At 63.5% G+C, this 25,644-nt stretch carries 16 protein-coding genes; 9 read left to right on the top strand and 7 right to left on the bottom strand.

The window, feature by feature from the left end:
• Positions 1-7: 7 nt before the first annotated feature.
• The gene (locus BX591_RS10295) at positions 8-193 is read right to left on the bottom strand and encodes a DUF3460 family protein (protein ID WP_007175923.1); all 186 of its coding nucleotides are present in this window, start codon (positions 191-193) and stop codon (positions 8-10) included.
• A gap of 495 nt (positions 194-688) precedes the next feature.
• Between BX591_RS10295 and BX591_RS10285 the strand changes: the two genes are divergently transcribed.
• Entirely contained in the window at positions 689-2,524 is a 1,836-nt protein-coding gene (locus BX591_RS10285) for an autotransporter assembly complex protein TamA (RefSeq protein ID WP_111930820.1), read from the top strand.
• A gap of 28 nt (positions 2,525-2,552) precedes the next feature.
• Positions 2,553-7,022 carry a translocation/assembly module TamB domain-containing protein gene (locus BX591_RS10280; protein ID WP_111930818.1) on the top strand — a complete coding sequence of 1,490 codons (4,470 nt, stop codon included), beginning with the start codon at positions 2,553-2,555 and terminating at the stop codon, positions 7,020-7,022.
• 180 nt (positions 7,023-7,202) lie between these two features.
• Here the strand turns inward: BX591_RS10280 and metG are convergent, their stop codons facing one another.
• On the bottom strand, positions 7,203-9,338 hold the full coding sequence (gene metG, locus BX591_RS10275; RefSeq protein WP_111930816.1) for a methionine--tRNA ligase: 2,136 nt from the start codon (positions 9,336-9,338) through the stop codon (positions 7,203-7,205).
• 360 nt (positions 9,339-9,698) lie between these two features.
• On the bottom strand, positions 9,699-10,352 hold the full coding sequence (locus BX591_RS10270) for a YiaD family glycine zipper/OmpA-like lipoprotein (RefSeq protein WP_111930814.1): 654 nt from the start codon (positions 10,350-10,352) through the stop codon (positions 9,699-9,701).
• A gap of 344 nt (positions 10,353-10,696) precedes the next feature.
• Here BX591_RS10270 and apbC point away from each other — a divergent pair, with 344 nt between their 5' ends.
• The 5 genes from apbC to BX591_RS10245 all read left to right on the top strand — a co-directional run bounded on the left by apbC (position 10,697) and on the right by BX591_RS10245 (position 16,554).
• Complete coding sequence (gene apbC, locus BX591_RS10265; RefSeq protein WP_105507524.1) at positions 10,697-11,785, top strand: iron-sulfur cluster carrier protein ApbC; 1,089 nt, start codon at positions 10,697-10,699, stop codon at positions 11,783-11,785.
• Positions 11,786-11,916: 131 nt separating this feature from the next.
• Positions 11,917-12,450: a superoxide dismutase family protein gene (locus BX591_RS10260; RefSeq protein WP_111930812.1), complete on the top strand. Its 534-nt coding sequence runs from the start codon at positions 11,917-11,919 to the stop codon at positions 12,448-12,450.
• Positions 12,451-12,790: 340 nt separating this feature from the next.
• Complete coding sequence (dcd, locus tag BX591_RS10255) at positions 12,791-13,360, top strand: dCTP deaminase (protein ID WP_012432068.1); 570 nt, start codon at positions 12,791-12,793, stop codon at positions 13,358-13,360.
• Positions 13,361-13,447: 87 nt separating this feature from the next.
• Positions 13,448-15,733 carry an arginine/lysine/ornithine decarboxylase gene (locus BX591_RS10250; protein WP_111930810.1) on the top strand — a complete coding sequence of 762 codons (2,286 nt, stop codon included), beginning with the start codon at positions 13,448-13,450 and terminating at the stop codon, positions 15,731-15,733.
• Between the two features lie 104 nt (positions 15,734-15,837).
• Positions 15,838-16,554 carry a lysozyme inhibitor LprI family protein gene (locus BX591_RS10245; RefSeq protein ID WP_111930927.1) on the top strand — a complete coding sequence of 239 codons (717 nt, stop codon included), beginning with the start codon at positions 15,838-15,840 and terminating at the stop codon, positions 16,552-16,554.
• A 72-nt stretch (positions 16,555-16,626) separates the two neighbouring features.
• On the opposite strand, the gene BX591_RS10240 is transcribed toward BX591_RS10245, so the two are convergent.
• Positions 16,627-17,553, bottom strand: coding sequence for a bestrophin family protein (locus tag BX591_RS10240; RefSeq protein ID WP_111930808.1), 927 nt, complete (start codon positions 17,551-17,553; stop codon positions 16,627-16,629).
• A gap of 853 nt (positions 17,554-18,406) precedes the next feature.
• Here BX591_RS10240 and BX591_RS10235 point away from each other — a divergent pair.
• The gene (locus BX591_RS10235) at positions 18,407-18,859 is read left to right on the top strand and encodes a hypothetical protein (protein ID WP_111930806.1); all 453 of its coding nucleotides are present in this window, start codon (positions 18,407-18,409) and stop codon (positions 18,857-18,859) included.
• Between the two features lie 862 nt (positions 18,860-19,721).
• On the opposite strand, the gene BX591_RS10230 is transcribed toward BX591_RS10235, so the two are convergent.
• From BX591_RS10230 to zwf, 3 genes are read right to left on the bottom strand one after another with little or no spacing between them, the layout of a single operon-like run.
• Positions 19,722-21,638, bottom strand: coding sequence for a bifunctional transcriptional regulator/glucokinase (locus BX591_RS10230; RefSeq protein ID WP_111930804.1), 1,917 nt, complete (start codon positions 21,636-21,638; stop codon positions 19,722-19,724).
• Positions 21,616-22,323 (bottom strand): 6-phosphogluconolactonase, encoded by a 708-nt coding sequence (gene pgl, locus BX591_RS10225; RefSeq protein ID WP_111930802.1) that lies wholly within the window; start codon positions 22,321-22,323, stop codon positions 21,616-21,618. The genes BX591_RS10230 and pgl overlap by 23 nt, the downstream gene beginning before the upstream one ends.
• 54 nt (positions 22,324-22,377) lie before the next feature.
• Positions 22,378-23,841: a glucose-6-phosphate dehydrogenase gene (gene zwf, locus BX591_RS10220; protein ID WP_111930800.1), complete on the bottom strand. Its 1,464-nt coding sequence runs from the start codon at positions 23,839-23,841 to the stop codon at positions 22,378-22,380.
• 542 nt (positions 23,842-24,383) lie between these two features.
• Between zwf and BX591_RS10215 the strand changes: the two genes are divergently transcribed.
• On the top strand, positions 24,384-25,631 hold the full coding sequence (locus tag BX591_RS10215) for an ABC transporter substrate-binding protein (protein WP_105507539.1): 1,248 nt from the start codon (positions 24,384-24,386) through the stop codon (positions 25,629-25,631).
• The last annotated feature ends 13 nt before the right edge of the window (positions 25,632-25,644 follow it).

Raw genomic sequence — 25,644 nt, 5'->3', positions numbered from 1 at the left:
CACCCGTTCAGAAGTTTTGATAGTACGAGTAAGGCGTCTGCTCCACGCGCGAGGCTTTCTGCTCGGCGCGTTCTTCGAGATCGATCGGCTGTTTGTCCCACAGCAGCGCGCGGCCGCGGCGTTGCTCGGCCTCCAGGTTGGGCTTCTGCTGCTTGAGCTGGTTCAGGAACTGGGTGATGTCCGATTGATACATGGCTCGACGTCCGTGGTGGGTGAGGGGCGGCTGCTCGCCCGGCTTCCGCTGGTGCAGCGGGAGGGTGCCGGGTGGCCGCGCCGTTATTCCATAATTTTACCCGATGCGCCGCGCGTGGTCGAAAAACGTCGGCAGGCGATCGGTGGGAGGGGCGGACGGTGAGGCGGCACGCGCGCTCGGCGCGCATCGCCCAAGAAAAAATCCGGAACCCGGCTTGTGTGCGGTGCGTCAAAGGCGGGCGCGTCGCACGGCCGGCAGTGCTGAAATCGAGCTCGTACGAAGACGCCTGCGCGTTAAACGTGGCCGGCGTCGGTTGGGAACGCGGCAAAGCGTGTTCGGCGGGAGCGCTGGCGTCGAGCCGTCGCCGCGCGCTGCGCGCCCTGCTTTGCGCCCTTTAAGAGATCGGCGGCCTTGCGCCGATGTGGTCAAATAGCGTGCTTTGGCCGCCGCAGCGCGCCTGAGCGACAACTTCATCAACCCGGCCGGAGGTCCTGTTTGGCGGTATGTGCGATCGAAAAGCCGCGTCGGCGGCGCGGCAAGACCGGCACCGGGCGCGGAGCTGCCTCGCCCGTATTGCGCTGGCTGCGCGCCTTGCTGGCGTTCGGCATCGTCATGCTGACGCTGTCGGCCGGCGCCGCGCATGCCGCGCGTCCCGCCGCCAGCTACAAGGTCGACATCGACGCCTCTCCGCGCTCGCTGCGCAAGCTGCTCGAGGCGCATCTGGATATCGCGCGCTTCGCCAAACGGCCCGACATCAGCGACGACCAGTTCGAGTTTCTGATCACCGCCACGCCCCAGCAGGTGCGCGATCTGGCGGCCACGCAAGGCTACTTCTCGCCGGTCGTGCGTACCGACGTGCGCACTGTCGACGACGCAAAACGCGTCACGGTGAGCGTCGATCCGGGTCCGCAAACCCGCATTTCGTCCGTCTCGCTGTCGTTTCGCGGGCCGGTGCTGACTGAAGACCCCGCACAGGAAAATGCCGCGCGTTTCGCGTTTTCGATGCACGAAGGCGATGCGTTCTCGCAGGGCGACTGGGAGGACGCGAAGAACGCGTCGCTGAAGGCGCTGCAGGCGCGGCGGTATCTGGGCGCGAAAATCTATCGTTCCGAGGCGCGCGTCGATCCACGCACGCACGAGGCCAAACTATCGGTCACATACGACAGCGGGCCGACCTTCACGATGGGCAAGCTCGACGTCTCGGGCACGCGGCGTTATCCGGAGCAGATCGTCGACAACGTCAACCCGATTTCGGTCGGCGATATTTACGACGTGCAGCGCGTCGCCGAATTGCAGCGGCAGTTGCAAAACACGCCCTACTACGCGAGCGTCGCGATCGACGTGGACAGCGACCCGGCCAAACCGGCCGACACGCCGGTGCACGTGAAAGTGTCGGAGTATCCGTACAACAGCTTCCGCGGCGGCCTCGGCTACTCGACCGACAACGGCCCGTTGATCCAGGGCGCGTATTCGTATCTGGATACCTTCGGCAAGGCGTGGCCGTTCACCGTCGAAGGCCGCGCCGACCAGATTCAGCAGTACGGGCAAATCCAGCTGGCCATGCCGCCGGGCCCACGCGCATGGACCAATAGCGTGCTGGCGTCCTACACCACGACCGACGTGTCCGACACGCGTATCTACAGTATTCGCGGCGGGGTGCAACGGGCCCGCACGTCGCAGTTCATCGACTACAACTACTCGATCCTGTACTACCAGGACCGGCTCGACCAGAACGCGATCGCGCCGACCACCAGCCGCGCGCTGGTGCCGTCGTGGTCGTGGACCCGGCGCGACACCGACGACCCGCTGTTCCCGCGCAAGGGCAACCTGATTCACGCCGAGGCGGGCTTCGCGGTGAAGGGTGCGCTGACGGATCAGACCTTCGTGCGTGGCTATGCGCGCGGCCAGCAGTACCTGCCGATCGGCAAGGAAGACCTCGTGGTGCTGCGCGCCGAACTCGGCGGCGTGTTTACCAGCGGCAGTTCGAGCGGCATACCGGCGTCGCTGCTGTTCCGCGCCGGCGGGTCGAATTCGGTGCGCGGCTATGGCTATCAAAGCATCGGTAACGAGGTAGACGGTTCGGTGCTGCCTACCAAATATCTCGTCACGGGCGCGGCCGAGTATCAGCACTGGTTTTCACACGATTGGGGCGCCGCCGCGTTCTTCGACATCGGCACCGCCACCGACACCTGGGGCGAAAAAGTCTTTTATCCCGGCGTCGGGGTGGGCGCGCGCTGGCGCAGTCCGGTCGGCCCGGTCAATGTCGACGTCGCGTATGGCATCCGCAATAAAGACGTGCGGCCGTATCTGACGCTGGGCATCGCCTTCTGATGGACACCTGCTTCGACATGATTCCCGTATGACAACGGACGTTTCCGCTCAACCGCCCGCACAGCCGCCCGGTGTTCATCCGCCGCAGCCGCCGTCGTCCGATGCGCCGCCGCCCAGGCGCAGGCCCGGCCGTCTGTTGCTGAAAACGCTCGCGTGGACGGTCGGCGTGCTCGTGCTGCTGGCCGCGCTGGCGGTCGGCCTGGTGTATGGCGCGCTGACCACCGAACGCGGTACCGCCTATGCCTGGCAGGCGGCGGTCAAACTGCTGGGCGGCAAGCTGAGCGGCACGCTCGAAAGCGGCACGCTCGCGAACGGCTTGCAATTGCGCCAGGTGCGTTGGCGGAGCCTCGACGGCAGCGGCACCGACATCCAGATCGATCGTGTGGCGGCCCGCTGGGGGCTGACGCCTAAGCCGTGGCGGTTGACAATCGACTATCTGCATGTCGGCACGGTGGACGCGCGGATCAGCGCTTCGTCGTCGAGTAGCAACGAGCCGCTGAAGCTGCCGCAAGATTTGCGTTTGCCGATGCAACTCGAGGTCCGCGACATTCAGCTCGACAAACTGCTGCTGCGCGAGGGTGGCTCGACCACCGAGTTCTCGCGCTTCATGTTTCATGGGCGCAGCGACGGGCGTCATCACGAAGCCGCGATCGAGCGGCTCGATACGCCGTTCGGCGCGGTGACGGCGTCGGCGAGACTGGACGGCGCGCGGCCGTTTCCGCTGAGCGGCGACATCGGCTATTCGGGTAAGGTCAATAACGAGGCGGTGCAGGTGGGTGGCCATCTGAGCGGCTCGCTGGAGAATCTGGTCGCCGAGCTCGACGCCAGCGGCATGAAGCTCGCCGGTCACGCGCGTGTCGAGGCCACTCCGTTCGGCGCCGTGCCGTTGCGACGCGCCACGCTCACTTTCGATCATGTGAATCCGCAGGCGTTTGCGCCGGGTGCGCCGCTGGCGGATCTGGCCGTGCGGGCGGAGTTGCAGCCGGTGTCGCAGGACGGGGCGGGGACAGTTGTGTTGGGGGCGAGCGCGACTGGCGTGGCAACCTCCGCTAGCGCCGCGATGTCCGGCGCATCCAGCGCAGCGGTAGCGCCACTTGCCGGCGCCAAAGACGCGAGCAGCGCCAGCAGCGCCAGTACCGCCAGCACCGCCAGCACCGCCAGCACCGCCAAAGGCGGCGGCAACAACACCGCCAAATCCGCCACCACGAACTTCGCGGTCGCCGGGCACGTCTCGATCGTCAACGCCAGGCCCGGCGCGATCGACCAGAACCTGCTGCCGATCATCGACGCCAACGCGGACGTGCGTCTCGACGCCGAATCGCAGCGTATCTCGAACCTGGCCGTGCGGCTCGTCAAAAGCGCCACGCTCAGCGGCGGCGGCACGCTGAGTGGCAAACGCGGGCGGTTCGATCTGCAGGTCGCCGGACTCGACCTGAACGCGCTCGAAGCCACCGTGCGGCCCACGCAACTTTCCGGGCCCATCGGCATTCGTTTGAACGACGACATACAGAGCGTCACGCTCGATCTCGCCGACCCGAAAGCGGCACTGCGTGCGCAAGGCAAGATCACGTTCGACCCCGCGCGAACCGGCTTCAACGATGTGCGCATCACATCGGGCAAGGGCCGTATCGACCTGTCCGGCGCGCTCAAGCACGACGCGAATTCCACCTACAACCTGAAAGCGCAGCTCACCGATTTCGATCCGCTGACGCTCACATCGCAGATGCCGTCGCGCAAGCCGGTGAGCGGCGCGGCGTCGGCTTCCCCATCCACTTCCGCCGCCGCTGGCGGGAGTGCCAAAGGCAAGAAAGGCACGCAGGCAGTTAAAGCCGGCAAGGCCCAAGCCGAAGCCCAAGCCGCAGCCGCCGCCGAAGTCGGCAGCACGGCCGGCGCTAAAAGCGCCGCGCCGGCCGACCAGGCCGCCGCCGTCGTGAAAAACACCGTCAAGGCGGCGGTGAAAACCGAACTCGTTCAGCGCAAGACGGCGCCGCCCAGACACGCCGCACCGGCAACCCGCAAAAGCACGATCGAAGCGCGCGTGAACGGCACGCTTAGCGCGGCCGGCATGCTTGGCCCGGTTTTCACGACCAAGGCCGAATTCAAGCTGGGCCCCAGCGTCTACGACAACCTGCCGCTGACCGGCGGCGGCACCGTCCAGTTGGCCGGCTCGCGGATTCTGCCGAGCCGCGCCAACCTCTCGGTGGCGGGCAACCAGGTGGATTTGCAAGGCAGTTTCGGCACGCCGGGCGACCGCTTACGGTTTCGCCTCGACGCGCCGCAACTCGAACGTCTCGGCTTCGGTCTCGCGGGCCTCATCGCGGCCGACGGCGACGTGACCGGCTCGTTCGCCCATCCGAACGTCATGCTGAACTACAAGGCCGACAGCGTGGTGTTCGGCAGCAACCGCGTCGGTCACGCGGAAGGCCACGCCGAGTTCCGCGACGGCGCGAACGGTGCGCTCGTCTTCACGACCGACGCGCGCGATCTGAGCGCGGGCGGCGTCGACCTGACCACGCTCACCGCGCGGCTGTCCGGCACGCGCGCGAATCACACGCTGGAAGCCGCGGCCACCGGCAAGTTGCAGGATCGTCCGCTCGATCTGACGCTCGCCGCCAACGGCAAGCTGACCGACGCGCGCGACGGCACCCACTGGGACGGCACCGTCACCCGTTTCCAGAATCGCGGCACACCGGCGTTGAATCTCGAGTCGCCGCTCGCCGTGAGCGCCGGTCCGCAGCGCCTCACGCTCGGCGCCACGCGCCTGACGCTCGAAGGCGCCGTGCTGAGCCTGAAAACCTTCGCCTTCGACCACGGCAAGATTCAGTCGGCCGGCACCCTGACCGATATTTCGCTCGCGCGTTTGCAGGACTTGCGGCGTGAGATCACTGGCGAGCCGCCGGCCGTCAAAACCGATCTGGTCTTCGACGGCGATTGGGACTTTGCGCTCGGCAGCACGGCGAGCGGCCACATTCAGTTGAAGCGCCGCGGCGGCGACGTCACCGTCGAAATTGGCCGCGGACTCGCATCGCTCGGTATCACGGACATCACCGCGCGTGCCGAATTTAGCGGCGGCAACCGGCTCAATGCCACCGTGCATGCGCAGGCAAGCCGGATCGGCGTGATCGACGCCGACGCGCATACCACGCTGGTGCCGCGCGACGGCTTCCTGACCGTCAACGAAGAAGCCGCGTTGAGCGGTAACGTGAACGCGAATGTGCCGTCGCTGAAAACGACCGGCGGCCTGTTCGGCCCGAGCTATCTGCTGGACGGTCACCTCGCGCTCAAGCTCGCGCTCGGTGGGACGGTCGCCAAGCCGAATCTGACCGGTTCGCTGCTTGGCGACGGGCTTTCCGCGACGATGGTCGATCAGGGTGTGCAGTTGAAGGACGGGGTGGTGCGGATTGCGTTGTCGCAGAATCTGGTCGACTTCCAGCAGGTCGAGTTTCACGGCGCGAGCGGTACGCTGCGCGCCACCGGCCGGGTGCGTCTGGATGGCGCGGAACCGGATCTGACGGCGAGCATCGTCGCCGACAAGCTGGAACTGTTCGCGGCGCCGGACCGCAATCTGTCGCTGTCGGGCAGTGCGAGCGTCGCGAACGCGGGCGCGCAAGGTGGCCTCGCGATCAACGGCAAGTTCGCCGTCGACCACGCGTTGTTCGACTTGCCGGAGCAGGCCGCGCCGAAGCTCGGCGACGACGTGGTGATCGTGCGCCCGGATGGCACCGTGGCCGGCGAGCGGCAGCCGCAGGTGGCGGGTACCAACAAACCGGTCGGTCCATTCGCGCCGCGCGCCGATATCGACATCAGCCTCGGCAACAACTTCCGTTTCCGCGGACAAGGCGCCGACCTCGGCCTGACCGGCACGATCACGGCGTTGAGCGCGCCGAATCTGCCACTGCGCGCGGTCGGCAATGTGCGGGTCACGCAGGGTTCGACCTACACCGCGTTTGGCCGCAAGCTCAATATCGAGAACGGTTTTTTCACGTTTAACGGTCCGGTGGCCAATCCCGGCATCAATATTCTGGCCATGCGCCGCAATCAACAGGTCGAGGCGGGCGTGCAGGTGACGGGCACCGTGCAGTTCCCGGTAGCGAAGCTGGTGTCCGAGCCGAACGTGGCGGACAACGAAAAGCTCTCGTGGCTGCTGTTCGGGCACGGCACCGATCAGGGCAATAACCTCGGTCAGCAAAGCACCATGACCACGGCGCTCGCGTTGCTCGGCAGCGCGAGCGGCAAGCGGATCGCGCAGACCTTCGGGCTCGACGAGTTTTCGATCGGACAGAGCGAGGTCGGGCTGACCGATCCGCAGGTCGTGATGGTGTCGAAAGCGATTAACGAATGGCTCGTGCTGGGCTATGAGCAGGGTCTGCAGTCGGCGAGCAACGCGATCAAGGCGACCGTCAACCTGACGCGGTATTGGTCGGTCGCGGCGTATGGCGGCACGTTCTATGGCGCGACGCTGCTTTATACGCGGCGCTTCGACCGGATCCAGTGGTGATGCGCTGACGCACAGCGCTTAAGCAATACCATCGCACAGGCAAAAAAACGGCACGCTTTTTTAAAGCGTGCCGTTTTCGCTCGTGCCTGAAATTCGGTGCGGTGCAGTGAAGTACAGCGCAGTGTGCCGCGCCGCCCTGCAGCGATCGCCGAGCGCCGCCGTGAAGCAGCGCCACGCGTTTTACTTCACGCGCATGCCCGGCTTTGCGCCGCTGTGCGGTTCGAGAATGTAAAGACCCGGTTCGGCCTTTTCATCCGTAGCCGATGCGGCCAGCACCATGCCTTCCGACAGGCCGAACTTCATCTTGCGCGGCGCGAGGTTGGCAACCATCACCGTCAGCTTGCCGATCAGTTGCTCCGGCTGATACGCCGACTTGATGCCGGAGAACACGTTGCGGGTCTTCTCTTCGCCGACATCCAGCGTGAGTTGCAGCAGCTTGTCCGAGCCGTCCACCGCCTTGCAGTCGACGATCTTCGCGATGCGCAGGTCGATCTTCGCGAAGTCGTCGATCGAGATGATGCCGGACGTTTCGTCCTGGTCTGTCGCGGCGGCTTTCGCTGCCTTTGCCTTGGTCTTCGCGTCGGCCGGTGCCGCCGCGTCCGGCGTGGCTTGCAGCGAATCGCGATTGGCGGCCAGCAGTGCCTCGATCTGCTTCGGATCGACACGCGTCATCAGATGCTTGTAGGCGTTGATCGGGCGCGCCGAGCTGAGCGGCACGTTCGCGTCGGCCCATACCAGCGGCTCGATGCCGAGGAAGGCTTCGACTGCTTCGGCCAGCTTCGGCAGCACTGGTTTCAGCGCCAGCGACAACAGACGGAACGCCTCGATGCTCACGCTACAGGTTTCGTGCAGCGCGACCCCGTTCGCCGGGTCTTTCGCCTGATCCCACGGCTTTGCGGTGTCGACATACGCGTTCACCGTGTCCGCCAGATCCATGGTCTGACGCAGTGCGCGGTTGTACTCGCGGGCTTCGTAGTTCGCGGCGATCTGCGGCACGGCGGCGCGCAGCGTGGCCAGCAGCGGATGTTGCATCGCGCTGTCCTGCACGCGGCCGTCGAAACGTTTGATCAGGAAACCGGCGGCGCGGCTCGCGATGTTCACGTACTTGCCGACCAGGTCGCTGTTCACGCGTGCCTGGAAGTCGTCGAGATTCAGGTCGAGGTCTTCCATTGTGCTGTTCAGTTTGGCCGCGAAGTAATAGCGCAGCCATTCCGGATTCAGGCCCGTGTCGATCACGCTTTGCGCGGTGATGAAGGTGCCGCGCGACTTCGACATCTTCGCGCCGTCCACGGTCAGGAAGCCGTGCGCGAACACGTTGGTCGGCGTGCGATGACCCGAAAATTCGAGCATGGCCGGCCAGAACAGCGTGTGGAAATACAGAATGTCTTTGCCGATGAAGTGGTACTGCTCGGCCTTCGCCCCCTTGTTGACCCACGCCTCGAAATCGAGGCCGCGCTTTTCCGCGAGGTTCTTGAAGCTCGCGTAGTAGCCGACCGGCGCATCCAGCCACACGTAGAAATACTTGCCCGGCGCGCCCGGAATTTCGAAGCCGAAATACGGCGCGTCGCGCGAAATGTCCCAGTCGGCGAGTTTGGCTTCGCCGGCGTCGCCGAGCCATTCGCGCATCTTGTTGGTCGCTTCGGGTTGCGCCAGGCCGCCCACCCATGCGCGCAGGAAATTCTCGCAGCGCGGGTCGGACAGACGGAAGAAATAGTGCGTCGAGGTCTTGCGGATCGGCGTGGCGCCGGAGACGACCGAGAACGGGTTGATCAGCTCGGTCGGCTGGTACGTGGAGCCGCAGACCTCGCAGCTATCGCCGTATTGATCTTTCGCGCCGCACTTCGGGCACTCGCCCTTGATGAAGCGATCCGGCAGGAACATTTCCTTGACCGGGTCGTACGCCTGTTCGATATCGCGCGCTTCGATCAGGCCCGCTTCCTTGAGCGCCAGGTAGACGTTTTCGCTGAGGACGCGGTTCTCTTCGGAATCCGTCGAATAGTAATTGTCGAACGAAATCCCGAAGCTGTCGAAGTCGCGTTTGTGTTCCTGCCAGACGCGGTCGATCAGCTGCCTGGGCGTGAGACCTTCCTTTTCCGCCCGCAGCATGACCGGCGTGCCGTGCGTGTCGTCGGCGCCCACGTAATAGACCTCGTGCCCGTGCATTCGCAACGCCCGGACCCAGATGTCCGTCTGGATATATTCAACCAGATGGCCGATATGGATTTGCCCATTCGCATACGGAAGGGCCGACGTGACGAGAACCTGGCGACGGCCTGACGGCGCGCCTGCGGAGAGATCGGTTACGGGTGCTGACATAGGAATGGTGGGAGCCTGCGGTGGGACGAAAGGTTGATTCTAGCAGGGCAGGCGTTCGACGCGGAGCGGCCCGGGTGCCCGGACGGGCCGCGTGAAGCGGCGCCGGAGCGCGAAGGTGCGTAAACCGAGCGCCCAAAAAAAACCGGGGTTATTAACCCCGGAGCAACAACGACAAGAGGAGAATGGTGACGCGGCGGCGATCGCCAACCGCGTACCGTAAAGACAGACAGCGGATTTTCGGCAGAGTTCGAAATTTTTTCGGTCCGCGCGAGATTTTGATTCTTCCGCTTTTTACGGTTTGTCACGAGCCGGCGCCTGGATCGCGCCGGCACGCTCCCACTTCCCTCTCAAGTCAGATGCTTATTGCGTAGCGTGCTGAGCCGTGGCGCGCAGATAGATTTCCACGCGACGGTTCGCGGCACGGCCGGCTTCGGTGTTGTTGTCTGCGATCGGCTGGTTCTGGCCCATGCCTTGTGCCGACAGACGCTGCGGCGCGACGCCGCGTTGGCCCAGATAGCCCGTCACGCTTTCCGCACGATTGACCGACAGCGTCTGGTTATAAGCGGGCTGACCCGTGCTGTCCGTATAGCCGACCACCTGCGCGATCAGTTCCGGGTTCTGCTGCAGGGTCTGCGTCAGTTGATCCAGCACCGGCGCGAACGACGGCTTGATCGCATAGCTGTTGGTGTCGAACGTGACCGAGCTCGGAATGTTCAGCTTGAGCGAGCCGTCCGGCTGTTCGGTGATCTGCGTGCCGGTGCCCTTGGTGGCGCCCGACAGCTTGTTGTGAATGGCTTGCCAGTTGTAGCCGGTGATGCCGCCTACTGCCGCGCCGACGCCCGCGCCGATCGCCGCGCCCTTGCCGCCGCCGAAGATCGCGCCGAGTGCCGCGCCGGTACCGGCGCCGACGCCCGTACCGACCGCGGTGTTAGTGCCTTGTTGGGTGGCGCAGCCTGCCAGCAGCGAGCCGGCAACGGCGAAAACAGCCAGGCGAGTCATGATTTTTGCATTCATTTTCGAATCCTCTTGAGTGAAGCGGGTGAAGCAGCGAGTGGCGGTCAATCTAGGCGCTGACCGTTTCAATAATCCAGTAAAGCAGACGAATCGAAAGACGGGAAACTTTGGGTCTTTCACCGCCCCGGTCCGACAGTGAAGCAGGGTCTTCCGGCAAGGCCCGGCGCGAGCCACTACAATAATGGCAGAGGTAGGTGGTGATGCGGCCCCATGGCGTTCCGCCTGCCCGAAGCGTGCCCGGCGCGTCTGGTTTTCGCAATGCCGTCTAACAATTTCTTTCAAATTCCGGCGCGTGGCCGAGACTTCGATCCCGCCGCGCCGCAGGTGTTCCCCACGGAGTGTCAATGAGTATCGATCGGGCTATGGTCGACGCTGCCCTCGCAGCCGTCACTGACCCCAACACCGGCCGGCCGTACGCGGCGGCCAAGAACATCAAAAACGTCGCCGTGCAGGATGACACGGTTAGCCTCCAGGTGGTACTCGGCTATCCGGCCAGGCGTCAGTTCGAGGCGATCCGCGCACAGTTCGGCGCGGCGCTGCAAGCCGTGCCGGGTGTGGCGAACGCGCGCGTCGAGGTAAGCCAGGAAGTCGCCGCGCATACGGTGCAGCGCGGCGTGAAACTCTTGCCGAACGTTAAAAATATCGTCGCCGTGGCCTCGGGCAAGGGTGGGGTCGGCAAGAGCACGACCGCGGTGAATCTGGCGTTGGCACTGGCCAGCGAAGGCGCCTCGGTCGGCATACTCGACGCGGACATCTACGGCCCCTCGTTGCCCATGATGCTGGGCATCGAAGGCCGCCCCGAATCGCCCGACGAGAAGTCGATGAATCCCATGACCGGTCACGGCCTGCAAGCCAATTCGATCGGCTTTCTGATCGAGCAGGATAACCCGATGGTGTGGCGCGGCCCGATGGCCACCTCGGCGCTCGAACAATTGCTGCGGCAGACCAACTGGCACGACCTCGACTACCTGATCGTCGACATGCCGCCAGGCACCGGCGATATTCAACTGACGCTGTCGCAACGCGTGCCCGTGACCGGCGCGGTGATCGTCACGACGCCGCAGGACATCGCGCTGCTCGACGCGAAGAAGGGCCTCAAGATGTTCGAGAAGGTCGGCATTCCGATTCTCGGTATCGTCGAGAACATGGGCATGCATATCTGTTCGAATTGCGGGCACGAAGAGCATATCTTTGGCGCCGGCGGCGGCGAGCGGATGGGCAAGGAATATGGTGTCGAGGTGCTCGGCAGCTTGCCGCTCGACATCGCGATCCGCGAGCAGGCCGACTCGGGTAAGCCGACCGTCGTGGCTGATCCGGATGGGCGCATCGCGGAGATCTACCGGTCGATTGCGCGCAAGGTCGCGGTCCATATCGCCGAGCGTGCGCGCGACATGACCTCGAAGTTCCCCAGCATCGTCGTGCAGAACACCTGAGCGGCCCCTGGCCAAAGGGCTTATGCAGGGCGCAAGGGGGCAATTTGCGGCGGGTCTCGCGGTATCATGTCGGCTTCACAAGTTCGGCCAGGCGGGCGCAGGGGCGGCCGTCTGGCCGGCAAGAGGATCGCATGGGAAAACGAATCGACGGGCACGCGGTGCATGCGTTCATCGTCCTGGCTGCCGGCAGCGTGCTGCTGGGCGGCTGCGGCACGTTCCTGAGACCACAGGAGAAGCGCGCCGACGCGCAGTTGCTGCCCACCGTGAGCAACCAGGCGCGCGGCCTCGTCACGTTCATCGAGCGCTCGGACGGCGTGCAGGTGACCTACAACCTCGCGGGCTTGCCGCCCAATAGCGACCACGCCTTGCAGGTCCACGAACGCGGCGACTGCAATGCCGCCGACGGCTCCAGCGCGGGCGAGGTGTTTTCGCCGGCCGCGGAGCGTCTGAAAGCGGGCGCGCGGGTCGAAGGCGACCTCGGCAATATTCATGCGGATGCGAACGGTGTGGCCACCGGTTTCATCGTCGCGCCGGATGTGTCGCTGGACGGCATCCGCTCGGTGTTGCAGCGCGCGGTCGTGTTGCATCGCGACCCGAGCGATTCGTACGCGTATCCGCCGCATGGCGCGGGCCCCGCACTCGCCTGCGGTCTGATTCGCCAGTAGTGGGCGGGCGTCGCCAGAGGCGCTCCACGGCGTGATGCCGAACGAGCCCGGCGCGAGGGCCGGTCGCCTGGAGGCGCGCATCGGGTCGATCTCGCGCCCACTCACGGCAGCATTCTCCCGATCGCGTAAAATAAGCGCCTTTCGTCCGGGGCAGGTCGCCGGACACCGCGCGCAACGCCGCCGGATCGAGCGATCCCGCCCGTTGAAACTGCCGCTGCGGGGCGCAATTTAGCGGTTTAGCGCTCTGGCCCGGCCTCGCGAAGTTCGCCGAAAGTTGCCCGGTCCCAACCGGGTTGTTATCCGTCACACCTCTGTCATTCACGTCGAGCAGCGTTCATCTATGACCATCAAATCCGACAAGTGGATCCGCCGCATGGCCGCGTCGCACAACATGATCGAGCCGTTCGCGCCCGATCAGGTGCGCGTCTCCGAAGACGGCCGGAAGATCGTCAGCTACGGCACGTCGAGCTACGGCTACGACATTCGCTGCGCCGACGAATTCAAGATCTTCACCAATATCAACTCGACCATCGTCGATCCGAAGAATTTCGACGAGAAGTCGTTTGTCGATTTCAAGGGCGACGTCTGCATCATCCCGCCGAATTCGTTCGCGCTGGCCCGCACGGTCGAGTATTTCCGCATTCCGCGCAGCGTCCTGACCGTGTGTCTGGGCAAGTCCACGTATGCGCGTTGCGGGATCATCGTCAACGTGACGCCGTTCGAACCGGAATGGGAAGGGCACGTCACGCTGGAATTCTCGAATACGACACCTTTGCCTGCGAAAATCTACGCGAACGAAGGCGTCGCCCAGGTGCTGTTTTTTGAAAGCGACGAGATTTGTGAAACGTCGTACGCGGATCGCGGCGGCAAATATCAAGGTCAGCACGGCGTCACGTTGCCCAAGACCTGACGCCGGCAGCGTATTGACTCACCAGCTATACCGGGTGACCGCTGCTATTTACAGAATGCAGCGGTCGTTCTTTTTGGAGAATCGCCCATGAAGTTTCGTTTTCCCGTCGTCATCATCGACGAAGATTTTCGCTCCGAGAATATCTCGGGTTCCGGCATCCGGGCTTTGGCCGAAGCCATCGAAAAAGAAGGCGCGGAAGTCCTCGGGTTGACGAGCTACGGCGATCTGACTTCGTTCGCGCAGCAGTCGAGCCGCGCGTCGTGCTTCATCCTATCGATCGACGACGACGAACTGCTGCCCTACGTCGATAACGTGGTGGTGGAAGGCGAGACGCCCGAACTGGCCGCCGCGATCGTCGCCTTGCGCGCGTTCGTGACCGAAGTGCGCCGCCGCAACGCGGACATTCCGATCTTCCTGTACGGCGAAACGCGCACGTCGCGCCACTTGCCGAACGATATCCTGCGCGAACTGCATGGTTTCATCCACATGTTCGAGGACACGCCGGAATTCGTCGCACGCCATATCATCCGCGAAACCAAGGTGTATCTGGACTCGCTCGCGCCGCCGTTTTTCAAGGAACTGGTGCAGTACGCGGACGAAGGTTCGTATTCGTGGCACTGCCCGGGGCACTCGGGCGGCGTGGCGTTTTTGAAGAGCCCGCTCGGCCAGATGTTCCACCAGTTCTTCGGCGAGAACATGCTGCGCGCCGACGTGTGTAACGCCGTCGACGAACTCGGTCAGCTGCTCGATCACACCGGTCCGGTGGCGGCCTCCGAGCGCAATGCCGCGCGCATTTTCAGCGCCGACCACGTGTTCTTCGTGACCAACGGCACGTCCACCTCGAACAAGATCGTCTGGCACGGCACGGTCGCGCCCGGCGACATCGTGCTGGTGGACCGCAACTGCCACAAGTCGATCCTGCACGCGATCACCATGACCGGCGCGATTCCGGTGTTTCTGACGCCGACGCGCAACAACTTCGGCATCATCGGCCCGATTCCGCGCAGCGAGTTCGAGCCGGAAAACATCCGCAAGAAGATCGAGGCGAATCCGTTCGCGCGCGAAGCGCTGGCAAAGAACCCGGGTCTCAAGCCGCGCATTCTGACGATCACGCAGAGCACTTACGACGGCGTGATCTACAACGTCGAGATGATCAAGGAGATGCTCGGCGACTGGCTCGACACGCTGCACTTCGACGAAGCCTGGCTGCCGCACGCCGAATTCCACGAGTTCTATCAGGACATGCACGCGATCGGCGCGGGGCGTCCGCGGATCGGCGCGCTGGTGTTCGCGACGCACTCCACGCACAAGCTGCTGGCCGGTATTTCGCAGGCGTCGCAGATCGTTGTGCAGGATTCGAAGAACAGCCGCTTCGACAAGCATCGCTTCAACGAAGCGTACCTGATGCACACGTCGACCAGCCCGCAGTACGCGATCATCGCCTCGTGCGACGTGGCCGCGGCCATGATGGAAGCGCCGGGCGGTCCCGCGCTGGTGGAAGAATCGATCGCCGAAGCGCTCGATTTCCGCCGCGCGATGATCAAGGTCGACGCCGAATACGGCGACGACTGGTTCTTCAAGGTGTGGGGCCCGGAACAGTTCGCCGAGGAAGGCATCGGCTCGCGCGAAGACTGGGTGCTGCGTCCGAACGACGCGTGGCACGGTTTCGGCCCGTTGGCCGAAGGCTTCAACATGCTCGACCCGATCAAGGCGACCATCGTCACGCCGGGCCTGGACATGGACGGCGGCTTCGGCGAGTCCGGCATTCCGGCCGCGATCGTCACGAAGTATCTGGCCGAGCACGGCATCATCGTCGAGAAGACCGGGCTGTATTCGTTCTTCATCATGTTCACGATCGGCATTACCAAGGGCCGCTGGAACTCGATGGTCACCGAACTGCAGCAGTTCAAGGACGACTACGACAACAACCAGCCACTGTGGCGCGTGTTGCCCGAGTTCGTCGCGCATCACCCCATGTACGAGCGCGTCGGTCTGCGCGATCTGTGCCAGCAGATCCACGGTGTCTACCGTGCCAACGACATTGCGCGCCTGACGACCGAGATGTACCTGTCGAGCATGGAACCGGCAATGAAGCCGTCCGACGCGTTCGCCAAGCTCGCGCACCGCGAGATCGACCGGGTACCGATCGACGAACTCGAGGGTCGCGTCACGTCGATCCTGTTGACGCCGTATCCGCCGGGCATTCCGCTGCTGATTCCGGGCGAGCGCTTCAACAAGACCATCGTCAACTATCTGCGCTTCGCGCGTGAGTTCAACGAGCGCTTCCCGGGGTTCCATACGGATATCCATGGGTTGGTGGGCGAAACGATCAACGGGCGCATCGAATACTTCGTCGATTGCGTGCGCGGTTGACGATGCGCAAGACGGTGGTCGGCAAGGGCGCCGCGAGCGGGTTGCTGCGTGGTGCGTGGCAGCGTGCGGTGGCAGCGCTGTCGACGCCTTTGTCGATTGCGTCGATGGCGTCGACTCCGGCGTTGACGTCGCAGTCGACGCTCACCCTTGCTGCGGCCACGTTGTTCGTCGCGTTGCTGGGCGTTGCGCCTTCGCCGGCGCATGCCGAAGTGGCCGCCGCCGATCCGATCGATGCGTCGATGCGTGCCTGTCTGGCGCGCAGCGACATGTCGTCGACGACCGGGCAGGTGCAGTGCATGGACAATGCGCGGATCGGCTGGAAAAGCGCGCTCGACAGCGCGTGGCAGCAGCTTCAGCCGAAGTTGCCCGCCGCGCGTCGCAAGCAGTGGGAAAAGAGCCAGGCAAGCTGGCTGGCTTCACGCGACGCCGAGAAGCAACTGCTGGCCGCTGTTTTCGCGACGACACACGGCTCGATGTACGTGCTGGCCGAAGCCGATATGCAGTTGCAGCCGGTGCGCGATCGCGCGCAGGCGCTACGCAGCGCGGTGGCCAATGCCGGCAGCGCACCGCCGGGCCGTTTGCGGGCGTGCCGCTCGGACGCGCAATGCGAACACGCGACGTTCGATCTGAACCGCTATTACCGTCGTTTGCAGATGAAAATGCCCGCGCGTTCACGGCCGACGCTGGTGCGCGCGCAACGCGCATGGAATGCGTATCTCGATGCCACCACGCCGTTGCTCGATGAGCGTGGGCGGATCGATATCATCGGGGCGCGGGTGGCGACGCTCAAGCGGTTGTCGGAGACGGTGGGGAATAGTTGATCGTGAGTTGAGCACGATTCGGGCGCGATTCGGGCGCGTCACGCGACGCGCACCGTGCTCCGTGCAGTTCGATCAATCGAGTGCGTAGTCTTCGGGTTGCGGCTTGGGCACCGGCAGAGACGCTTCGCCGAGCAGATCGCGCGTGGCGTCTTCGATCGTCGCGGACATCGTGTTGAGTGCGAGGTCGTTGTCGTCGGTGCCGAAGGGTTCTTCGATTTGCGATGCGATGGCTTCATGCGCCATGAAGGTGTACGCGACGAACACCGCAAACACCGGCGTGAAAATGCCGATGCTGTCCACCAGACCGAACGGCAGCGACGCGCAGAAGAAATAGACCGTGCGGTGAATCATCACCGAGTAAGCGAACGGCAGCGGCGTCGAGGCGATGCGCTCGCATCCGCCGATTACATCAGAGAGTCCATTCAGATTTCGATCGAAGGCGATCACGGCCATCGGGTCGATGGCGCCTGCGCGCGCCTGGCGTTGGACCCATTCGCCGAGATACAGCATCAGGGTGGCGGGTTTGTAGCGCGACACCATGACGCGGTTAAGGAGCGCTTGCGGTAGGCGTGCGGCCAGGTCTTCGCTCGGATCGCTCTTGCGGAGCTGGTGGCGCAGGGCGTGCGGTAGGGCACTCAGGGCGGCGAAAAATTCCTGCGCGTCTTCTTTGGGGAGTGGCCGGGTCGGTAGTGTGATGACCTCGCGGGTTAGCGAGCGCGACTCGTTCAGCAGTTGGCCCCAGAGCTTGCGCGCCTCCCACCAGCGGTCGTAGCTGGCGTTGTTGCGGAAGCCGAGGAATACCGCGAGAGCTATGCCTATTAGCGAGAAGGGGGCGGTGGTGTTCAGGTTCAACGACACCGGGATCAGGTGGTCGTGCGCCGCGACCGCGATGATCGAAATGCAGAAGATCAGGAATAAGCGCGGGAGCAGGCGCGGGAGGACCGAGCCTCGCCAGGCTAGCAGCATGCGGAACCAGTGGAGGTGCGGGCGGATGATCATCAGGGGCTCGGGGTTGCCTTCGGCGATGGGGGATTTTATCGCTTTTGGGGTGGGGGGCTGAGGGCTGTGCTCTTATTGGGGGTTGGCCTTTCCTTGCATTCTTAGTGGTCTATTAGCGTTGCCCCTGTGCGGGGCGGCACTAACTTCTCTTTGCCGCGGCAAAGAGAAGTCAGCAAGAGAAAGCCGCTCACACCGCTAATTCTTAAGTGGGGCCCTCGCGCAGTTGCGGTGGTGGTGCATCTGGAATCTGTGCTCTTGCACACTCCGCGTTCGTGACACAGCAGTCATTCTTCCGGCGACGCTTCGCGCGCCGTGGCGGTCGCTCACACACGGCCGCTGCTAAGCGGGTGCCTCGCGCTGCGCGCTCGCCGGACTCGTGCCAGCCCCCGAACGACGAAGATCAACTCGATATCAACGAGTCGCGCCGCCATGGACGAAGCGTATCTCGGCGCGGCATCAAGTAGCCGATGCAGCATGGACAGCAGCAAATCTGCTCCGCATCACTAACTACTTGTGTTTCTGACACACTCGTTGGGAAATTTCAGAAGAGGGGCATTCGCGCGCTATTTAGCCTGCGCGAGTGATCACATGCCGCGCCGCTGGTTCTACACTCGTTTTGTCGTGCACGTCACGACAAACGGGTGTCGCAGCCCGTAAAGCGCGAGCCACCGCACGCACCAGTGTGGTTGCTTGTGAACGTCCATTTTTCTATGGGCGGGCCTTGGCGGGGGAGCCTCACGGCTCTCCGGTTCTTGGTATCGCGCACCGGTCTGCGAACCCCGGCAATGTGCCCGCTCACCCTGCTATTTCAAACGCGTGTCGGGCGATCCGAGTCAGCATCTGGAGATCGCATATGAGTAAATCCCCCAAAAATTCTCGACGCATCGCGCGCCCTTCTGTTGATGCCATTCAGTACGAGAAACTTGCACTTTCCACGTTCGGTCTCATTGAGCGGTACACAGCGCAGTTGGACAAACTGCTGACGCTTGCGACGTCGATTTACCAGAACCCCGCGATAACGCTTGATGAAAGAACGCGTCAGCGAACACTCTTGGGGCTGTGGGTTGAAACCGGCGAAGACTACCGGCTGGAGGCAGAGGCCGACCGGGAGTTGTACGGCATCATTGCGCTGGATGCGAAGGGCGTTCCTCAGTTGCAGCTCACGGCACGTCACGCAGCGGAGCTTTTGACAAAGAAAGCGGAGGAAGCGTCGGAGAACGACGAAACCGGTCGTGCGATCGGGTCGGTGCCGACCAAGCGAGCTCGCTCCAAATCATCCTCACGGCGGCCGGCGGTAACGCACTAACACAAACTCACGGTCGCTTTGCCGCGACGGTCGAGGCGCAATCATGAACCGCACACGAAAGCACGAACGGGCTCCCCTTTGGATGCCCGGTCGCCGGAAGTGTCTTGACTATTTCCGATTGACGTCACGCTCTCCCAACAGCGCCAATTCGTAACCCGCGAACAAATGCGTTTGAAAGCGCGAGGCGGGAGGCATGACCGCTGGGCTACAGGCGCGGAGTGTACGAGAGCCCGATCCCAGATGCGCCACTAGCGCAACTGCGCGATGAACCCGCTTAGCAGGGGGCAGCGCGTGAACGACCGCTGCGGCGCGCGCAGCGCCGCCGGAAGAATGGCTGCTGTGTCACGAACGCGGAGTGTGCGAGAGCACGGATTCCAGATGAGCCAATACCGTGGCTGCGCGAGGAACCGGCTTAGCAGAGGGAGGCATGAACAACCCCCACGGCGCGCGAAGCGCCGCCGGAAGAATGACTGCTGTGCCACAAGCGCGGGATGTGCGAGAGCACGGATTCCAGATGGACCACTACCGTGGCTGCGCGAGGACCCCGCTTAGCAGGGGCGGTGCATGAACAACCGCCACGGCGCGCGCAGCGCCGCCGGAAGAATGACTGCTGTGCCACAAACGCGGAATGTGCGAGAGCACGGATTCCAGATGCACCACTACCAGAACTGCGCGAGGGCCCCGCTTAAAAATTAGCGGTGTGAGCGGCTTTCTCTTGCTGACTTCTCTTTGCCGCGGCAAAGAGAAGTCAGTGCCGCCCCGCACAGGGGCAACGCTAATAGACCACTAACAACGCAAGGAAAGGCCAACACCAAAGGCACCCCACACCCAAAGCCGAAGGCCCAACCCCCAACTCCCACCCTCAATCCCGAGCCGAAGAAGCCGCCCCATGACTCAACCAGTCGAGCACAGCGGAAGCATCATCATCCGCCCCTTGCCGGGCCTTGGCGACAGTCTCAGCCACATCGGCAGAAGGCACAGCCCGCCGAATAGCCACCCCAACGGCAAGAATATCAATCATGACCAGATGCAAAATCCGCGAAATCATCGACAACTGCGACTCACGGATCTCAATATGATCGGTCTCCAAAGCAACCGTAGCCCGCTTAGCCAAAGGCGTATTACTGGAGGTAATGGCAATCACCTTAGCCCCAGCCTGCATCGCAACATCGAGCACGCGCAGCAACTCCGGCGCCCGCCCCGACTTGGACACGGCAACGATCACATCGCCCTTGCCGAGTAAAGCAGCCGAAGCCGCCTGCATATACAGATCGCCATAGGCAATAGTAGGAATGCCAAACCGGAAGAACTTGTAGTGCGCATCCTGCGCGACGATATTCGAATTCCCGAGCCCATAAAACTCGATCCGCCGCGCGCCATTCAACAGATCGATCGCGCGCTCGACATGCTCGAAATTCAAATGCTCGCGCAACTGCAAAATCGCCGACACGGTGTTATCCAGCACTTTCGCGCCGAAGTCCGTCGCCGTATCGCCGAGATGCACCTGGCTATGACTCACCGGAATCGTTCCGGTCAACCCCGTCGCCAGTTTCAGCTTGAAATCCGACAAACCCTGGCACCCCAGCGACCGGCAAAACCGGATCACCGTCGGCTGACTCACATCCGCTTTACGCGCGATATCCACGATCGGATCGTTGATGATCGAGCGCGGATGATTCAACGCCAGATCCGCCACGCGCCGCTCGGCGGGCGTCAGCGCATCGCGCATCTGCCGGATCCGCTCGAACACCGCCGATGAACTCCCGCCCGCGCGATTCGACAACTGCTCGGCCAGAATCGCCGACACGCCGAGAAACGCCGGATACTCCGCGGTAATCACATAGGTCGGCACGTTCTGCAAATACGCCTCGAAGCGACCCTTCGCCTCGAACCGCTTGCGAAACGACGACTTCGCGAAAAACTCGCCCAGCCGCGGCACGACCCCGCCGCCAATGTAAATGCCGCCCAGCGCACCGAGCGTCACTGCGATATTCCCGGCGAACGTGCCGAGAATCCCGCAGAACACGTCGACCGATTCCGCCGCGAGCGGCTCGCCTTCCAGCGCACGCTTGACGATCTCGACCGTGTCGACGTTTGCCGCCACGCGCTTCTTGTCGCGGCCCGCGAGCGCGCGATAGATGACTTCGATGCCGGGACCCGCAGCGACCCGTTCGAACGACACGTGCGGCCATTTCTTGCGCGCGTACTGCAACACGATGTCTTCGCGTTCGTCGGCCGGCGCGAAGGTGGCGTGACCGCCTTCGCTGCCGAGCGCGATCCAGCGGTCGTCGGCGGGAATCAGGCCGGACACGCCCATGCCGGTGCCCGGACCCAGCAAACCGATCACGCTGTTCGGCCGGCGCGCGCCGCCACCCACCTGCACGCGTTGCACGTCGGTGAGGCCAGGCAGGGCCATCGCCAGCGCGGTGAAGTCGTTCACCACCAGCAGCGTGTCGAAGCCGAGCGCGCGGCGCGTGGCTTCGATCGAAAAGCTCCAGTCGTGATTGGTCATGCTCACCTGATCGCCGTCGACCGGGTTCGCAATCGCGATCGCCGCGTGATTCACGCGGCCGATCTTGACGTCCTTCAGATACTTCTTGATGACTTCGGCAACGCCCGGATAGTTCGCACACGGATACACCTGCACCGAGCCGATCTCGCCCGGCGCGATTTCCAGCGCGAAGCGCGCATTGGTGCCGCCGATGTCGGCCAGCAGCCTCGGTCCATCGGCGTGCTGGCCCGCGCCCGGAACAGCCTTAGTTTGCACACCAGTAGACATCGAGTCTCACTCCCTTGTCGTTTGCCAACTGCGAGATGGCATTTTTTTGTAGCGAAGCGGACGCGGCGTTCAGCACGTCCATCTTGCGCGGTCCTGCGATCAGCAAAAACAGATGCTTCACTTCCTTCAAGGCGGACAGCGACCAGCTCACGCGCGCATGCGGCGCGCTGCCGGGATGCACGGCGACGAAGCGTTCGGTGGTGGTGATCGCGTGATCCCATTCGGGCGAGTCGGCGAAGATCGACGCCGTATGGCCGTCTTCACCCATGCCGAGAATCGCGACGTCCGGCACCACGCTGAAGCGCGGGTCGGCGTTCAGCGCGGCCACGTGCGCGTCCAGCGCTTGCGTGGTGTCGACCAGCGGCCAGAACGCGGCGTGTTTCGCGGCGTTCTGCAACAGCGTGTCGTGCGCCAGTTGCGAGTTGCTCGCGCTGTCCGTCTCGGGCACCCAGCGGTCGTCGACCAGCGTCACGGCAATGCGCGCCCAGTCGAAAGATTGCGTGGACAAAGTTTGCAGGAACGGACGCGGACTGCTGCCGCCGGACACTGCAAGCATGGCCGGGCGCACACCGCTTTGGGATGTGGCCGCCTGAGCGGCGAGCGACGCCTGTAATGCGTCGCCGACCGCTTTCGCCAACGCGTCGGATTGGGCGCGTTGATCGTCGAAAGCGTGAAGCTGGATCACTTCTCCTCCGTGCTGCTTTTTTGTTGGATCTGCGGGAACGTCCCGCGTGTCAGTTCAATTCTCTTCTTCGAGCCAGCAGGTGCCGTGCTGCGCGAGCATCGCGCTCGAGGCGGCCGGTCCCCACGTACCCGATGCATATGGTTTGGGCGGCTTGATCGATGCCTTCCATTCGTTCAGGATCGGTTCGACCCAGCGCCATGCGGCTTCCTGTTCGTCGCGCCGCACAAACAACGCGAGGCGGCCGTTGATCACGTCGAGCAACAGGCGCTGATACGCCTCCATTTGCCCTTCGCGGAAGAACTGGTCGAACGCGAGGTCGAGGTGCACGCTGGCGAGGTTCATGCCTTCGCCGGGCTGCTTCGCAAGACAGTAGAGGCGGATGGTTTCGTTCGGCTGCAGGCGGATCACCAGACGGTTCGCGCCGGCGCGCAACGCCGAGGCGCCGAGCGCCGAATGCGGCACCGCACGAAAATTCACCACGATCTCGGCGACGCGATCGGCCAGCCGTTTGCCGGTGCGCAGGAAAAACGGCACGCCGGCCCAACGCCAGTTCTCGATCTCGACCTTCAACGCGACGAAGGTTTCGGTGCTGCTGTCCGGCTTCACGCCGGGTTCGGTGGCGTAGGCCGGCACCGCATTGCCGCGGATCACGCCCGAATGATACTGGCCGCGCACGGCAACCTTGCCGATATCGCGCGGATCGATCGGTTTCAGAGCCCGCAGCACGCGCAGCTTTTCGTCGCGCACCGAGTCCGAATCCATGGAATGCGGCGGTTCCATCGCGACGATGGAAAGCAGTTGCAGCAAGTGGTTCTGCACCATGTCGCGCAACGCGCCGGTGTTGTCGTAGAAGTCGCCGCGCGCTTCCACGCCGAGTTCCTCGGCAATCGTGATCTGGATGCTCTCGACCCACTCGCGGCGCCACAGCGGCTCGAACAGCGCATTGCCGAAGCGCAGCGCCAGCAGATTCTGGACGGGTTCCTTGCCGAGGTAGTGGTCGATCCGGTAGATCTGTTCTTCGTTGAAGATTTCGCCGACCGCATCGTTAATCGCATTCGACGACTTCAGGTCGTAGCCGAGCGGCTTTTCCAGCACGATGCGCGCATTGTCGTTCAGCCCCACCGACGCGAGCGCGCGGCAGATCGGTACGAACAGCGACGGACCCGTTGCCAGATAGAACACGCGGATGCCGGGCAAACCCTCGATCACCTCGCGCAACTGCACGAAGTCTTCGGCTTTGCTGAGGTCGATGTTGATGAACTCGATGCGCGCGAGAAAGCTCGCCCACGCCGTTTCATCCACCCCGTTTTTCGACACATGCGATTTGACGTGTTCGTTCACCCACTGGATGTACTCCGCACGATCCGAAGCATGCCGCGCCACCGCGACGATCTTGCCGCTGTCCGCGAGCATGCCGCCTGCACGGTGTGCTTCAAACAGTGCCGGCAGGATCTTGCGCATCGACAGATCGCCGGTTCCGCCGAAGAGAACGAAGGTGAAGCTTGAGTCGGTTTGCATGAGTCTCCGTCGATGTCCTGGGGCCGCCGGGATGACCGGAAAGGGCGACCGTAGTCCGATAAAATATTTTTTGACACTGAATTGTAGTTTAACTACAATCCAAATCAAGAGGTAGCGCTAATTCGATGAAAAAAGCGTGCGCTGGCAGGCAAGATGCGCGTTTTCCCGAATCGTCAGGCGACCCCTGCATGTTAACGGACAATGCCTTTCGGCACGTGCCAGCGCGGCTCGGCGAGCCCTACGGAAAGCCGGGAAGTAGACCGGCCGGCAAGGCGGTTGCCCAAGTTGACGTGCAAGGTACCTCGAGTCTGCCGCGCTCGACGCGGGCAGGCAAAAATCAAAAGAGGAGACAGTCAGTTGCATCCCGAACCACTCATCTGTTGAGCTTCCAGCGGCCGGACATCGGTCCGCCGGCACATGCCTCGCGCATGCGCCCGACCGTGCTCGATCGCCCAGTGTTTTGCCTGTTTGAACCAACCACAGCACCCTGGCGACATCAGGGGCCATTTGTTTTTTGTTCAGGTGTCTGGAGGAGATAAGCAATGAAATTTCGCGCGATCATGGGCGCTTTGTGCGCCGCGGGTCTGATGTGTGGCGTCTCGGCCGTGCAGGCTGCCGAGTCGATCGAAGTGTTGCACTGGTGGACTTCGGGCGGCGAATCGAAAGCCGTCGGCGTCCTCAAGGACGACATGACGAAGCAGGGTTACACGTGGAAGGACTTCGCGGTTGCGGGTGGCGCGGGCGCGGCTGCCATGACGGCACTGAAGACGCAGGTGATCTCGGGCAACGCACCGAGCGCTGCGCAGATCAAGGGCCCGCTGATTCAGGACTGGGCGTCGCAAGGCGTGCTGGTGCCGATCGACGCAGCCGCCGGCGACTGGAAGAAGAATCTGCCGCCGGAAATCGACAAGATCATGCACGCCGACGGTCACTATGTCGCCGCGCCGTTCTCGGTGCACCGCGTGAACTGGCTGTACATCAACAAGGCAGCGCTGGACAAGGCAGGCGGCAAGGTGCCGACCACGTGGCCTGAGTTCTTCGCGCTGGCCGACAAGATGAAGGCCGACGGCATCCAGCCGATCGCGATGGGCGGTCAGCCGTGGCAAGACCTGACGCTGTGGGAAGACGTCGTGCTGTCGCAAGGCGCGGGCTTCTACAAGAAGGCGCTGGTGGATCTGGACGAGAAGACGCTGACCTCGGATCAGATGGTTCAGGTGTTCGATACGGTCCGCAAGATCCAGGGCTACTTCGACGCGGGCCGTACGGGCCGCGACTGGAACCTGGCCACGGCGATGGTCATCAACGGCAAGGCCGGCATGCAGTTCATGGGCGACTGGGCGAAGGGCGAATTTGCCAACGCCGGCAAGAAGTCGGGCACGGACTACGTCTGCGCCGCGGTGCCGGGCACGGAAAAGGCTTACACGTTCAACGTCGATTCGTTCGTGTTCTTCCAGCAGAAGGGCCAGAAGACCGCAACGCCGGGTCAACTGGCACTGGCCAAGACGATCATGTCGCCGGACTTCCAGGAACAGTTCAGCCTGAACAAGGGTTCGATCCCGGTGCGTCTGGGCGTGTCGATGGCCAAGTTCGACGACTGCGCGAAGAAGTCGTACGCGGATGAACAGGTCGCGATCAAGTCGGGCGGCTATGTGCCGTCGCTGGCTCACGGCATGGCGCAACCGGATGCAGCAGCCGGCGCGATCTCGGACGTGGTCACGAAGTTCATGAACTCGCAGCAGGATTCGAAGAGCGCGGTTGCAGCGCTCGCGAAGGCAGCGAAGACCAAGTAAGTGAAGTAAGCGA

The sequence above is a fragment of the Paraburkholderia bryophila genome, from assembly GCF_003269035.1.
Lineage (GTDB): Bacteria > Pseudomonadota > Gammaproteobacteria > Burkholderiales > Burkholderiaceae > Paraburkholderia > Paraburkholderia bryophila.
The sequence above is the reverse complement of the archived record's forward strand: the minus strand, read 5'-3'. Positions and strand labels throughout refer to the sequence as shown.

Bases quoted from the DNA above. Each gene is read 5' to 3' on its own strand.
- BX591_RS10295 (WP_007175923.1), bottom strand. From the start codon at position 193: ATGTATCAATCGGACATCACCCAGTTCCTGAACCAGCTCAAGCAGCAG.
- BX591_RS10280 (WP_111930818.1), top strand. From the start codon at position 2,553: ATGACAACGGACGTTTCCGCTCAACCGCCCGCACAGCCGCCCGGTGTT.
- metG (WP_111930816.1), bottom strand. From the start codon at position 9,338: ATGTCAGCACCCGTAACCGATCTCTCCGCAGGCGCGCCGTCAGGCCGT.
- BX591_RS10270 (WP_111930814.1), bottom strand. From the start codon at position 10,352: ATGAATGCAAAAATCATGACTCGCCTGGCTGTTTTCGCCGTTGCCGGC.
- apbC (WP_105507524.1), top strand. From the start codon at position 10,697: ATGAGTATCGATCGGGCTATGGTCGACGCTGCCCTCGCAGCCGTCACT.
- BX591_RS10260 (WP_111930812.1), top strand. From the start codon at position 11,917: ATGGGAAAACGAATCGACGGGCACGCGGTGCATGCGTTCATCGTCCTG.
- dcd (WP_012432068.1), top strand. From the start codon at position 12,791: ATGACCATCAAATCCGACAAGTGGATCCGCCGCATGGCCGCGTCGCAC.
- BX591_RS10250 (WP_111930810.1), top strand. From the start codon at position 13,448: ATGAAGTTTCGTTTTCCCGTCGTCATCATCGACGAAGATTTTCGCTCC.
- BX591_RS10245 (WP_111930927.1), top strand. From the start codon at position 15,838: ATGGCGTCGACTCCGGCGTTGACGTCGCAGTCGACGCTCACCCTTGCT.
- BX591_RS10240 (WP_111930808.1), bottom strand. From the start codon at position 17,553: ATGATCATCCGCCCGCACCTCCACTGGTTCCGCATGCTGCTAGCCTGG.
- BX591_RS10235 (WP_111930806.1), top strand. From the start codon at position 18,407: ATGAGTAAATCCCCCAAAAATTCTCGACGCATCGCGCGCCCTTCTGTT.
- BX591_RS10230 (WP_111930804.1), bottom strand. From the start codon at position 21,638: ATGTCTACTGGTGTGCAAACTAAGGCTGTTCCGGGCGCGGGCCAGCAC.
- zwf (WP_111930800.1), bottom strand. From the start codon at position 23,841: ATGCAAACCGACTCAAGCTTCACCTTCGTTCTCTTCGGCGGAACCGGC.
- BX591_RS10215 (WP_105507539.1), top strand. From the start codon at position 24,384: ATGAAATTTCGCGCGATCATGGGCGCTTTGTGCGCCGCGGGTCTGATG.